Below are 13359 nucleotides of genomic sequence, written 5' to 3' on the forward strand. Positions count from 1 at the left end.
GTCGGGCAAAACAGGCGCATTATGCTATTATTCCGAAATTGTCGAACGGGCGGCTGCCAGAGACCCCTGTGCAGACCGGCCATCGGACATTCCTGCGTCAGAGCTTCACGCGCGCCATTCCCGCTTCGGCATAGCGTGGTCCCGCCGTGCGTCCAGCGGGCGCCGCCGCCGTCAGGGCGGCGAGATCGTCGGCGGTCAGCGTGACATCGGATGCGCCGGCGCTGTCGCGCATCGTTTCGCTGCGCTTGACCCCGGGGATCGGCACGATGTCTTCGCCCTGCGCCAGGAGCCAGGCGAGCGCGATCTGGGCGTTCGAAACGCCATGACGCACGGCCACCTCGGCGATCGCGTCGACGATGGCAAGGTTCTTCGGCATGTTCTCGGGCGAGTAACGAGGATCGCTGCGGCGCCAGTCGCCGGCGGGAAGATCGTCCAGCTTCCGGATTCCACCGGCAAGAAAGCCACGGCCGAGCGGGCTGTAGGGAACGAAGCCGATGCCATTCTCCCGGCAGGCCGGGAGGATATCTGCCTCCACGTCGCGCTCCCAGATCGAATATTCGGTCTGCAACGCTGCGATCGGATGCACCTTGGCGGCGCGGCGAACCGTGCCGGCGGCGGCTTCCGAAAGCCCGAGAAAGCGGACTTTTCCTTCCTTCACCAATTCAGCCATACCGCCGACCGTTTCCTCGATCGGCACGTTCGGATCGACGCGATGCTGATAGAACAGGTCGATCGTGTCGATGCCAAGTCGCTTCAGCGATCCCTCGCAGGCGCGTCGAACATTCTCGGGGCTGCCATCGACTCCGGTCGGCGTGTTTCCATTCCAGCGCATCGCGAACTTGGTGGCGATGACAAGCCCGTCGCGACGGCCTTTGATGGCGGCGCCGACCAGTTCTTCGTTGCGGAACGGCCCGTACATCTCGGCGGTGTCAAAAAAGGTGATGCCGAGGTCGATCGCCTCGTGAATCGTCCGGGTCGAGACGGTGTCGTCGGCTGCGCCATAGTTGATATTGCCATCACGGATCATCGGCATGCAGCCGATACCGATTGCAGATACTTTCAGGCCCTGGCCCAGAGTACGGTATTTCATATTTGCCTCCTGAGTTGAATTCCTCGGCGTCAGAACCGCTCGCCGACCATCGCTTCGCTCTTTGCCCACAACGCCTTGGCGTGCTCGGCATCGAGCCCGTAGGGGCGAACGCCGCCGCGGATGCCATCGCCATCCTGGATTTCCGCGACATGGCAATCCTCACAATAGCGGCCACCGACCTCATCTGCCGGTGCGACGATCGCTGCCCACACTGATGTCGCCGCGCCCTGCTGGATTGATTTGTAACTGAAGGGCGGCGCGCCGCTCGCCTGTTGTCCCTTATTGATCGTATCGATCAATTGTTGGGTCGCTTCCGAGGTCAGGTAACGGCTGAGCTCGGTCTTGATGGCGCCGGGATGGAGTGCCGTCGCGCGGATACCGCGGTCGCGATACCGGCGATCGAACTCGACGGCGAACAGGATATTGGCGGTCTTGGAACGGCCATAGGCAACGAACTCGGCATAAGGCGTGCGCTCGAAATTCGGGTCATCGAGGTCAACGTCGGCGAAACGGTGTCCGGCCGACGAGAGGTTCACCAGCCGACCACCGGGCTTCAGCAGCGATGCGATACGGTTGACGAGCACGAAATGTCCGAGATGGTTCGTACCGAACTGCGTCTCGAACCCGTCCCGGGTCTGCCCCTGCGGACAGGCCATGACCCCGGCATTGGCGATGATGATATCGAACGGACGGCCGTCTGCGAGCAGCGCATCGGCGCAGGAACGCACGCTGGCGAGCGAGGCAAGGTCGAGTTCGACCAGTTCGAGACTGCCGCCCCCCGCCTCGGCTGCGGACTTTACGCTCTTGGTTGCGGCGCGCGCTTTCCCGAGGTCGCGAGCAGCGCCGACGATGTCCGCGCCGTGCGCGGCCAGCGCGCGCGCCGTCTCGATGCCCAGGCCAGCGGAAACGCCCGTCACGAGAATGCGCTTGCCCTTCAGATCGGCGCCTTCCAGCACCTCATCAGTCGTCGTCTCCGCTCCAAAGGTGCTGATCATCATCGCTTCTCCTGATCGATTGGCGCGGCGCGGACGGCTGCCGCGGCGCGGCCTTCGCGGTCGTTGCTCGTGATATTGGATCAGCCGCTCCTTGCCCAAAGCCCGATCCCGTCGATCTCTTGCCTGATCCTATCACGGCAAAACCGTCGGTCGGGCGCCGCCCCTTGCACCGGTGAGCGGGCGCGCCGATATTGTGGCGATGCTGGAACAATTGAACCGGATGCGGATGATCGCCGAGCGTCACGCCAATGGCGCACGCCATGAGACGATCATCCCACGCGTCGCCTTGCATATCGGCGGCATGAGGACGAAACCGACGCCGAACGTCTACGAGCCGGCTCTGTGCCTCGTCCTTCAGGGCGCAAAGCAGGCCATGATCGGTGACCGACTTTTGCGCTACGATCCCGCGAGCTACTTCATCGCGACGATTGAGCTTCCTGCATCCGGCTGGGTTGTGGAGGCGACACCCGCCAAACCCTACATCGCCGTGAGCATGAGGCTCAACAGGGAGTGCCTCACATCGCTGATTTCGGACATGCCGTCAGCCTCCGAAGGCCAGACCAGAGGCTTCGCGATCAGCGCCGTCACGCCCGATCTGCTGGACGCATGGTCGCGGCTTCTCTCGCTCCTCGATACGCCGCAAGACGTCCCGGTGCTCGCGCCAATGCATGAACGCGAGGTCCTTTACCGGTTGCTCAAAGGGCCACAGGGAGGCGCGCTCAGACAGATAGCGCGGGTAGACAGCCGCCTCAGCCAGGTTCGTCAGGCGATCGCGTGGATACGGTCGCACTTCAACGAGATGCTGCGCGTCGAGCAACTTGCCGAGCAGGTGGGAATGAGCCCGGCATCATTCCACCGCCATTTCAAGTCTGCGACTGCGATGAGCCCACTTCAATATCAGAAGATGCTGCGCCTCCAGGAGGCGAGACGGCTGCTCATCGCCAGTGCCGACGCCGCGCGCGCAGCCTACGCGGTCGGCTACGAGAGCCCCTCGCAGTTCAGCCGCGAATACGCCCGCATGTTCGGCGCGCCGCCCGCGCGCGACGCCGAGCGCCTGCGTGGTAGGCCGATTGTCATGGAGGCCGTCGACATTACGGCCGCAATCGATGCGTCATAAGTCTTGGGGTCCAGTCTTGGGGTCCATGGCACCTCCTCCCTGTCAGCGCTTAAGTTTTTTAAAGCTCCCTGCACTTCATGCGGGCGGCTCATCCTACGATCACCGATCGCAGCTCGGTCCATTCCATCAGGCCGAGATGCCCGCCCAAATTTGCAAGGCTGACCGGAGACCACCACGCGAAGAGACGGTTCAAAAGCTTGCAAGAATGCGCGATAAGCACCCCCACAGACCAATCATGGCGAAGCTGAGCTTATCCGCGATCCACTGCCATTGCAGTTGATAGCGAAATGGGAGGAATTATGAGCTACCCCTCGGTTCAACTGCATATCGACGGCAAATGGCGCCCGGCCGCGACCGGCCGCACACTCAAGGTGATCAATCCTGCGACCGAGGAGCCGGTCGGCACGGTCCCGCACGCGGACCGGTCCGACCTCGACGAAGCGCTGGCGTCGGCCGAAAAGGGATTCCGGTTGTGGCGCAACGTGTCGCCGCTCGACCGGTCCAAAGTGATGCGCAAGGCCGCTGATTTGATCCGCGAGCGGGCCGACAAGATCGCGGCCATCATGACGATGGAGCAGGGAAAAGTTTTGGCTGAAGCCAGGCTTGAAACGATGAACGCGGCCGACATCATCGACTGGTTCGCTGAAGAAGGACGCAGGGCCTATGGGCGTCTCATCCCGGCACGCAGCCCCGGCGTCTACCAATTGGTGATCAAGGAGCCTGTCGGCCCGGTCGCAGCGTTCACGCCCTGGAATTTCCCGATCAATCAGGTGGTCAAGAAGCTCAGCGCGGCGTTGGCCGCGGGCTGCTCGATGATCGTCAAGGCGCCGGAGGAAACGCCGGCATCGCCTGCCGAATTGATCCGGGCCTTTGTCGATGCCGGGCTGCCCGATGGCGTGGTCAACCTGGTCTACGGTATCCCTTCGGAAATTTCCGAATACCTCATCCCTCACCCGGTCATCCGCAAGATCTCTTTCACCGGCTCGACCAAGGTCGGCAAGGATCTGGCAGCGATGGCGGGCTTGCATATGAAGCGCGTCACGATGGAGCTCGGCGGCCACGCGCCGGTCATCGTATTCGATGACGCCGACGTCGAGTCGGCGGCGAAGATCATGGTCGCGGCAAAGTACCGCAATGCCGGCCAGGTCTGTATCTCGCCGACCAGGTTCCTGGTGCAGGAGGCCGTTTACGACAAGTTCGTCCAGCACTTTGTTGACGGGGCGAAATCCATCAAGGTCGGTAACGGCCTCGAGCCGGATTCGAAGATGGGCGCGCTTGCAAACGATCGCCGCGTTGCTGCGATTGAAGACATGGTTCAGGACGCCGTCAGCAAGGGCGGCAAGGTGCAGGCCGGCGGCAATCGCGTCGGGAACAAGGGTTATTTCTTCGAGCCGACCGTCGTCACCAACGTTCCCAAATCGGCGCGCGCGATGAATGATGAGCCGTTCGCTCCGCTTGCCTTGATCTCGTCCTTTGCCAAGTTCGACGAGGCGGTCGAGGAAGCCAATCGCCTGCCCTTCGGTCTTGCGTCCTATTCGTTCACAAGATCGGCCAAGACGGCGGCCGCAATTGGAGCGGCGGTCGACGCAGGCATGATGTCGATCAACAGCTTCGCGCTGGCCCTGACGGAAACGCCGTTCGGCGGCGTTCGGGATTCCGGATATGGCTCGGAAGGCGGTACCGAAGGGCTGGAAGCCTATCTGAGCACGAAATTCATTTCGCAGACCGGCGTTTGAGATTCGGCACGATCTACGAAGGGGGCGTCGCAAGCGGCGCCCCCTTTTTCTTCGTCACCGCTTTAAGGCGCGGAATTTGCGCGCGGGCACGCCGCTTTTGACTTATGCGTCCAGGCTCCCCGACCTCTCAAGAGGCAATTGACGGGTCGAGCAAAACACCGGCATGACGCGATTATTCCGAATCGATCGAAGGATCTGTCGGTGTTAGTCCGGGCCTCGGATGAGCCGCAACAGCGCGGGTGTGATTTGACGCGCCCTGGCTGGTCGGGTGAGCTATGGGCTCCGCAGGAACCAAGGCCCAGAACAGCCATTGGCCTCGGCGCCTCAAAGCTCTCTTTGAGCGCGTGATACCTGGAGACTCGAGATGCGCACCACAATCCTGGCCCTGTTGATCCTTCTGGGATCTCTTCCTGCCGCGCACGCAGAGCGCGATTATCCCTGGTGTGTCGTTGGCGACGATCTCGGCTGGCCCGGCGAGTGCATGTACGAGACCCGGGAGCAATGCATGGCTTCTGCATCCGGCCGCTGGGACACGACGTGTGACATCAATCCGCGTGTGAGATTCAAGCAGCAGCAGGCCCAGCCCGGGACTAAGAAATTGCAGGAACGACGCGGATATTAGCGACGCCCTCCTCCTCTCTGGAGCAGCCATCTGCGCCACCTTCGCCCTGCTTGTGCTCGCCGTGAGGTACCTCACCCGCGGCGGAGACGGGCCGGTCTGACTTCTAGACGAGCGTCAGCCTAGCGCTCGTCGATGTCGTGCTGATGCCGCACCACGAGGGCCGATGAAGCTGCGGCTGTGAACTGCCCGTCAAGATGCGCAAGTCAATTGAAGTGTCGGCGGAGCTTCCTGACGATCGCGCGCAGGTCGTTCGCATATTCCTCGATGATGCGGCGAACCGACACTTCGTCCCGGAGTTCAACCCGAAGGGCAAAGAGCCGCACTGGGGGGCGCAAGCTGAAGTGGGATCAATGACCGTCTTTGTCGACGTGAACGCCGCCAAGCAGGTCGGCGACGTCGATCACATCAAGGTCTTGCCTCGGTCGAAGCCGCGGAAATCTGGTTCGAGGAGAACGATCCCGAGGGCGTGGCCTTCGCGTACGGCGTGATCGGGCCGCCAGCTTGATCCTTGAAGCAAGCGGGCCGCTGTCGTCACGGACCTCGATGGCTATCTCATGGGGTACTCCATCCTCGCGCTTGCGGGGCGCGCGCCGCGCAGTCATCCTGCTCGTCGAAGGAGCTGGCGCACAAAGATGGTGCGCCCCGGAAACGCGTCGAAAAAAGGCGGTTGACACCTTGTGGTACGGGCTCGCCGCGATAATTCTTCTTGTTCTGGGCTCGCTGGCGTTGGCCTATTTTGCTATCAGCGTTTTGCCTGAAGACGATCGTCTATTCCCATTCGACGACTGACGCGAGCCGCCAGTTTGAACCGGCGGGCTCGATAACCGTTCCCTGGGAATAGGAACGTTGGTTGTATTGGCCAGCTCGCCCTGACCCCGACTGAGCTGGGGTTTTTAGCCTTTTGAGAGAAGCGTAGCCGCTATCGTAAAGCGTCGGCCTATCCGCTGCCCATCACGCAAGAGGCCGCCAGCGGCTCAATCTTCCCATACTTCCTTACGGCAGCTATCGCACCGGAATATTTGGATCGATCTGTTGTTCTTCACGTCGAGAATCGAAGTGAGGCGGCGGGCGGGCGCGGCGCATGATGGGCAGCGGGGCCCGACGTCTTGCGCCTGTGGGGCCACCACGTGTTGCTCTTCATCGGCCATCGACTCGGTTCCTGCGTCCACAACGTAACACAGATACGAAGGAACGCAGGACGGGGTCAGTCCGGGGAAAAATTATTCCGGCGGCCGCAAGCCGGGCGATCTCAGCCACTCGCTTATGCGCGAGCCGGTTTACCGATGAAAGCCAAGGGCCGCGCGGTGATGCCGGAAAGGTACCGCACACATGGTCAATTTTGCTCACATCGAGAAAGTTGCCGAAGGAACCCGGTGAACGGCGGCCTGTCACATCTCTGTGGCACGGGTGTTGCTGATATCAAGGTGACTGGGATTGTAGGACCCAGTTTGAGACAGGGCGCCGCCGGGACAATGCATTTCGAGCCCGGCGGCGTATCTTTTAGGGATTAGCGGAACAACCGCCGGCGGTGCGTCATCAGCCGCTGCCGGTCGCGCTTCCTGTGAATTCGGCGCCGGCGCTTCATTGGCTGCGCTCCGCCAGGAGCAGATCGATCAAGGCCTCGATCTTTCGTTGCTCGGGAATTACGGTGACGCTGCACTTTATTAGCATGCGCAGCATTGACGACAGAGGGCAGCTGATTAACCGGAATGACATCGCCCATGCTCTCAGCTCCGGCCAAAGCCGCGCCGCTTCCCTGGTGCGTTCAGCTCCCTTTGGGTGTGGTCCCTGACTGCGACTCGCCAAGGCCGGGATTGATGGCCAGCGACGCTCCGGCAGCGCCGCCGGCTTCATAGGCCGTCATCGAAACCATCCGGCCGGCGCTGCGCTGGGTCCGGAGCTTGAGGTCGAGCTTGTCGAATTCCGCATCGACCACCGAGGTCTTGAGGACCACCAGCCCGCGGCCGGTGCTTTCGTTGACCTGATCGCGACTGGCCTTGATCGCCACCAGCCTGTGCGCGATTGACGACACCATCCCGAGCGCGAAGGAGGCATTGGCCAGATGCCGCTCCTGGTGCCGGAACCTGCTGTAGTCGACCGAGGTCTTGAAGCGGCCAAGTTCGGCGCGCACGGCGCCGTCAATCAATTCGGCCAGATAATGCGCGACCTCGACATCCGCGCCGAGACCGAAGAACACATAGCTGCTCTCGCCGGTCGCGTTCTTCTCGCGCCAGACCCGACAATCGCAGAAATGAGCGATCGCGCCGATGCAGTCGTCCAGGGGAATTCGCTTCTTGCGATGGGTCTCGTAGACCCTCCGTTCGCACGGCGACGCGCGCAGCTCGACGTCCGAGAGCGACAAATCGTGGCGATCCAGCAGTTCGGCGACCTTGGCGGCGGCAGACAGCGCCTCGTCCTCGGTGCAGCCGTTGGCGATGGTTTTGGCGCGCAACGCCTGAATGCGGAGCTTCAGCTTGTCGAGCGTGGCCGGATTGAACGTCTGATTCACCGATCACCTGCCCGGGAAAGCCTGACCGACATACCCCGGTCGGATAATCGATTGGCGCAAGGGGTGTCAACCAAAGGGGGCTGTCTTTACAACTAAATTCCCGAATTTGGAAACCCAACCCACGTGCCACCCCACGGCGCGTGTGGCGTCGCTCATCTCAGCGAGATTGTGACCTGGCTGATATTGGCCGCGAGCTCGAGCCCCGCTTTCGGGCCCTGCAGCACGATGGTGACGCCCTTCTCGTTGCGCAAGTGGACGCCGTTGACTCCGCCGACCAGCGCAAAGCCGCCGCCGACGGAGCTGTAGGTGCCGGCGAAGTCGCCGACGTCGCGAATGTCGGAGGCCCAGCCATCGAGACGGCCGACCGTGGCGCCGGCCGTGATGCCAAAACTCAGACCGGTCATCCTGAACGGATAGGTCTTGCCGCGATAGGTCAGCATGCCGCGGCCGGCGCCACCGCCGAGCAGCAGGCCAGCCTTGACGATCTTGACGTGGACCTGGCCGGCGGCTTGCGCGAAGGATGGCGTTGCCGGCACCGCGAGCCCGAGTGCCAGCGAGAGGACAGCAATCAGGCGAAAGGTGCGCGCACGCCGTTCAGGGTTTTGTGGCATCGACCTTCTTCCAGGTCTCATCAGGGTCGAACAGCGTGGCGCGTTCGGCGATGGACCCGGTGCGCTTGCCGAGATCCTTCTGGTAGACGGTGCCGGCGTGATTAACGAGGAAGGTCATCACGCCGGAATTTCCGTATTCGGCGGGCCAGGCGATCAGGCCAAAGCCGCCGATCATCTTGCCCTTGACGACATAGTTGAGCGCGCCGCCCGGCGCATCGCGGCCCTGCCCCTTGAGGATGTGGAAGTAGTAGCCGTGATAGGGCGCGGGCCCGACATCGCCTGCGCGATAGCCCTCCTTCGACGCCTCGGCCGCCAGCGCGCCGAGCGGGCTCGGATCGCTGTCATCGCGCCAGAACAGGCCGTCCTTTTTGCCGGGTGACGAGACGATGCGCTGGGCATAGACGCCGGCGCCCTCGCCGCGGTCCTTGTCGGCATATTCGTTCTGCGCATCGACATAGGCGAGCGCGGTCTGGATCGCGTCGAGCTCGTTGCGGCCGATGCGGCGACGAAGCACCTCGATCCGTCCCTCGTCGGTGTCGAACGCCCAGCCGGTTTTGGTGTTGAGCAGCGGAATCGGGAACGGGAAATCATCCGGTCCCAGCAGCAACGTCGCGGTCTTGTTGCCTTCCGCCTTGATGCCGTGCTTGGCGTCGTACATGGACGAGAAGCGCGCGCGGATGTCGTTGTCGGCGACCTCGTCGCCGGAGGAGACGATGTCCTCGGCGGCCCTGCCCAGCACTTTCAGGATGTCTTTCGGGCCACTCTTGACCGCGGCGGCGAGCGCGGCGGCGGCGTCCTCCGGAGACTTGTAGGATTCCTGCGCAAGTGCCGGTGAGCCGAACAACGCGAGCGCCAGCATGCCGGGCAGGATCGCGCGGCGGAGCGATTTCAGAGCAATCATCGCATCACCTCCGCCGGGATCCTCGCGCCGCCGGCGACCCAGTTGCGGTAGGTGCGGAATGTCAGCCCGAGCTTGTCGTAATCAACACGCAGATATCCGTCGCTCCCGCGGGTCACCGCGTCGGGCATGACCTGCTCGACCTCCTGCGCCATCACACCGACATAGGCCTTTTCGCTGCCGATGTAGCTGAAACGATAATAGCCGAGGCCGTTTCCGAGATGGCCGAGCAGGACGATGTCGTGCTTCAGCGCGATGTCAGAGCGCCGGCCACCGCCGCCGCCTCCGCGACCACCACCACCAAAGCCGCCGCCTCCCCCTCGCGCCGCCATTCCACCACCGCCACCGCGACCGGCCATGCTCGGACCAGCACCGCCCCCGCGTGGCATGCTCGCCATGCTGGCGCGTCCGCGCGCCGACGCTGCGGCCGCGGACCGGCCGGACGACACGTTCATCGCGCCGCCGCGATTGCCGCCACCGCCACGGTTGGCGGCAGCACCGCCACCGCGGTTCGCAGCCTTGGCACGATCTCCGCTGCCCTTGTTGCCAGCCTTGTTGCCGGCCTTGTTTCCGACCTTGGCGCGGTCACCGCTGCCCTTGGCGCGATCACTGGCGCCAGCGCGGTCGCCACCGCCCGGCCGATCGCCGCGATTGCCCGCGCGGTCACCTGCCCGGTCACCTGCCCGATCGCCCGGACCGCCACGATCGCCAGCGCGATCGCCTGCACGGTCTCCCGGACCGCCCTGATTGGGCCGCAGCACCTGGTTGCCGTCGCGGCCGCGGAAATCCATCCGGTCCGACGCGCCGGCCCTGACGTTGTTGTTGCCGAAGCGCTGCTGGACGTTGGTGTTGTTGTAGCGCACGCCGCCGCGATGCGCCGGATTGTGCTGCCAGCCGTTGCCGATGTTGGTCGTGCGATGATTGACGTAGACGTTGCGGTTGCCCCAGTTGCAGCCGCCGCCCCAGTAATTGCCCCAGCGCCCGATCGCCCAGGCGGTGCCGAAGGCGATGCCGGCGGCGACCACACCCGCGCCGAGATAGGACGGATAGCCCCAATAATCCGGCGGATATTCCGCATAGGGCCAGGTGCCATAGACCGTCGCCGGATCGTAATACGGCACGTACATCGTGGAGGGATCGGCCTGCTGGATCACGATGGCCTGCTTGCCTTCCTGGGTCTGGACGCTGACCTTCTGCTGCTTGGTTGTGACGAGCTTCTTGTTGTCATAAGCCTTGTTGCGCAGACGCTGGATCGCATCCATCACGTCGGGCTGCTGGGCCAGAAAGGCGTCGCCGAGCTTCTGGCTCCATTCGAGCTTGTCGCTCATTGTGGTGAGAACATCGGCAGTGCTGGCCAGCGCCTTGATGCTGTCATCCCAGCCCTGCTTGTCGACCTCGGTCTTCAGCGCATCGCCCTTCAGGCTCTTGCGCTCCTTCAGAAAGCGGTCGGCCTGCACCACCTCGAGCGGATAGGTCGAGGCCGCCAGCACGTTGGCGAGCAGTTCGTCGGGATAGAGCGCAATCGGCGCGACCAGGGCTTCGAGCTGCTCCGGCTTCAGCAGCTCTGCAGCCGGCGGAGCCGCAGGCTGCGCCTGCGTACTCGGTGCGGCCGGCGTCGTTGGAGCCGCCGGCGTGGTGGCCTGCGCCATTGCAGCGGCGGGCATCGCCACAACGAGCGCAAGCGCCATCAGGATCTTGCCGCAACGAAACATCGCAACCTCCACAAGGCTATCTGTCCGCGAAGATCGGACCGAGGCACAGGCGTTTGTTGATCGAGATCAACGAAAGACGGCTTCGCCGGATTGCTGCGGCGCGAGAGCGGCATCATCGCGCGCTATTGTCGGCCCGCTACCTGACAATCGGAAGCCGGACCGTGAACAACGCGCCGCCGGATGGCTGGTTCTCGGCGGCGATCGTGCCGTGATGCGCCTCCACGATGGTCCTGACGATCGCAAGCCCCATGCCCATGCCCTGAGGCTTGGTCGTGAAGAAAGGATCGAAGACTTTTGTCAGGTCATCGGCCGCGATGCCAGAACCGCTATCTGCGATCCTGATCTCGGCACGGTTGCTGGCGCGCGCGGTCGACACGCGGACCTCACGCAGTTCTATGGCCGCGTCGGAAACGGCATCCATCGCGTTGATGACCACATTGAGAACGACCTGCTGGAGCTGCACAGGATCGCCCTTGACATGCATATCCGCGAAGGCGGGTTCATAGGTGAGCCCGATGGAGCGTCCGTCGGCGACCGCCCTTACCAGGCCAATCGCTTCTCGCACGGTGTCGTTAAGCTCGACCTCTTTGATCTCAAACGGCCTCTTCTTCAAGACACTACGCAGCCTGCGGATGACCTCTGATGCCCGGTGATCGTCGCGCCTGATGTCGGCGAGAATCTGCCGGACCTCGTCAATATCGGGCGAAGACGCATTGAGCATGAGCTCTGCGGTCTCGGTGTTGGTCAGGATGGCGCCGAGCGGTTGGTTCAGTTCGTGGGCGATCGATGTCGTCAACTCGCCGACGGTCGCGTAGCGATTGGCGTGGGCGAGGTCGGCAAAGCGCTGGCGCGCTTCGACCTCGGCGGCCCGGCGACGCTGGCGTTCGTGAAGCAACCCGCTGATCAGGCCGGTCTGCACCAGAATGATCGTGGCGATCAGCAATATCTGCCAGCGATTGCGCTCCCAGACCCCTGGCTCGCGGAACAGGATTTCGCTGTTCGCAGGCAGCTTGCGTTCGCTGATACCCCAGCGTTGCAGTTCGCGCCAATCGTATTTCGCTGCCCCGAATTCGATCGGCTCGTATTTGATTGCAGTTGGCTTCTCGCCCCCGAGGATGCGCATCGCCGCATCGACGGTCTTCCGACTCGTCTCCGCCGTCAGCTGCATTGGGCCACCGACGGTGCTGCCGCCGAAGAAGGGGTCCTGGTAGGAAAAAATCGGGGCATTGGCGACCGCGTGCAGGCTACGCAAGGCGATGTCGCTTTCATAGATAATTCCGGCGGCATCAACCGTCATCAGACCCCAGAACAACACCGTATGTGGCGGAAGTTTCGCCGCTCGCTTGAGGATCTCCTCGAAAGGCAGGTCCGCATACCAAACCAGGTCGACGCGATTCCCAAGCGGCTTCAGCTCCCGCTTCACCTCGTCGATCCAGAACTGCTCGAGCGGTGATGCACCGATCACCATGGCGACGGTCTTGGTCTCCGGCAAGACGCGGAGAATGTTGTCGAACACGACCATGAAATCATTGCGAACCGACACGACGACATCGTTGTCGGTGAGGTCGACGCGATCCACCAGCCGCTCCTCGACGACGGCCAACACCATTGGCGTGTCGGGGAACAGCTTTCCGCGGTATCGCTGCACGAAACGAGCGGCTGGTGCACCAATGCTCAACACGATGTCAGGCGGCGCTCCCTGGTAGAGCGAATGCAGATACTCGACGAAGGGCGCTTCCGGCCCGGGATTGTTGAAACGCGCCGTGAGCAGCGCTTGCTCCTGGATATCGAGCGGCCACGGCGATTGCTGCTCGAGCCCGGCCTTGATGCTCCGCGCGTATTCGCTCCAGGGCCGGAACTCGCGGCCGAAGGAATGCAGGATCAGCACGCGCTTGAGGTCCCCGCGCGCGCTGCGCTCGACCGCACCAGCGGTGCCCGGGAGGATGCAGGCAGCAAGCAACAGCCCGAGGCCCAGCCACGCGGCCACGACCGGCCGCGAACGGCCTGACGTCATACATCTTCGCCAGCTCATCCGCCTCCTCTGACGGCATTCTCCGGCCGTCGTGGCC

11 protein-coding genes are annotated in these 13359 nt (G+C 63.2%); 4 read left to right on the forward strand and 7 right to left on the reverse strand.

Translation table 11 applies throughout. The features are described from left to right. Positions 1-97 precede the first annotated feature (97 nt). Both FXB40_RS41705 and FXB40_RS41710 read right to left on the reverse strand, forming a co-directional pair. Entirely contained in the window at positions 98-1090 is a 993-nt protein-coding gene (locus tag FXB40_RS41705; protein WP_148778075.1) for an aldo/keto reductase, read from the reverse strand. Positions 1091-1119: 29 nt separating this feature from the next. Next, a complete protein-coding gene (locus FXB40_RS41710) occupies positions 1120-2085 on the reverse strand; it encodes an SDR family NAD(P)-dependent oxidoreductase (RefSeq protein WP_148778103.1) in 966 nt (321 codons plus the stop codon). A gap of 199 nt (positions 2086-2284) precedes the next feature. Between FXB40_RS41710 and FXB40_RS41715 the strand changes: the two genes are divergently transcribed. The 4 genes from FXB40_RS41715 to FXB40_RS48460 all read left to right on the forward strand — a co-directional run bounded on the left by FXB40_RS41715 (position 2285) and on the right by FXB40_RS48460 (position 6048). Next, positions 2285-3202, forward strand: a complete 918-nt coding sequence (locus FXB40_RS41715; protein ID WP_148778104.1) for an AraC family transcriptional regulator — start codon at positions 2285-2287, stop codon at positions 3200-3202. A 299-nt stretch (positions 3203-3501) separates the two neighbouring features. Then, positions 3502-4938: an NAD-dependent succinate-semialdehyde dehydrogenase gene (locus FXB40_RS41720; RefSeq protein WP_148778076.1), complete on the forward strand. Its 1437-nt coding sequence runs from the start codon at positions 3502-3504 to the stop codon at positions 4936-4938. 364 nt (positions 4939-5302) lie between these two features. Continuing rightward, on the forward strand, positions 5303-5560 hold the full coding sequence (locus FXB40_RS41725) for a DUF3551 domain-containing protein (protein WP_148778077.1): 258 nt from the start codon (positions 5303-5305) through the stop codon (positions 5558-5560). Between the two features lie 194 nt (positions 5561-5754). Next, positions 5755-6048 (forward strand): hypothetical protein, encoded by a 294-nt coding sequence (locus FXB40_RS48460; protein WP_187437505.1) that lies wholly within the window; start codon positions 5755-5757, stop codon positions 6046-6048. Between the two features lie 1277 nt (positions 6049-7325). Here FXB40_RS48460 and FXB40_RS41730 read toward each other — a convergent pair. The 5 genes from FXB40_RS41730 to FXB40_RS41750 all read right to left on the reverse strand — a co-directional run bounded on the left by FXB40_RS41730 (position 7326) and on the right by FXB40_RS41750 (position 13304). Then, positions 7326-8069 carry a DUF7168 domain-containing protein gene (locus FXB40_RS41730; RefSeq protein ID WP_148778078.1) on the reverse strand — a complete coding sequence of 248 codons (744 nt, stop codon included), beginning with the start codon at positions 8067-8069 and terminating at the stop codon, positions 7326-7328. Positions 8070-8221: 152 nt separating this feature from the next. Beyond that, positions 8222-8680, reverse strand: a complete 459-nt coding sequence (locus FXB40_RS41735) for a hypothetical protein (RefSeq protein ID WP_148778079.1) — start codon at positions 8678-8680, stop codon at positions 8222-8224. Continuing rightward, on the reverse strand, positions 8664-9581 hold the full coding sequence (locus FXB40_RS41740) for a DUF2950 domain-containing protein (protein ID WP_148778080.1): 918 nt from the start codon (positions 9579-9581) through the stop codon (positions 8664-8666). The genes FXB40_RS41735 and FXB40_RS41740 overlap by 17 nt, the downstream gene beginning before the upstream one ends. Next, on the reverse strand, positions 9578-11290 hold the full coding sequence (locus tag FXB40_RS41745; protein WP_148778081.1) for a DUF3300 domain-containing protein: 1713 nt from the start codon (positions 11288-11290) through the stop codon (positions 9578-9580). Before FXB40_RS41745 ends, FXB40_RS41740 begins: the two co-directional genes overlap by 4 nt. A 136-nt stretch (positions 11291-11426) precedes the next feature. Beyond that, positions 11427-13304: a sensor histidine kinase gene (locus FXB40_RS41750; protein WP_246208283.1), complete on the reverse strand. Its 1878-nt coding sequence runs from the start codon at positions 13302-13304 to the stop codon at positions 11427-11429. Positions 13305-13359 lie beyond the last annotated feature (55 nt).

It is taken from the genome of Bradyrhizobium rifense (genome assembly GCF_008123425.1).
Taxonomy (GTDB): Bacteria; Pseudomonadota; Alphaproteobacteria; order Rhizobiales; family Xanthobacteraceae; genus Bradyrhizobium; species Bradyrhizobium rifense.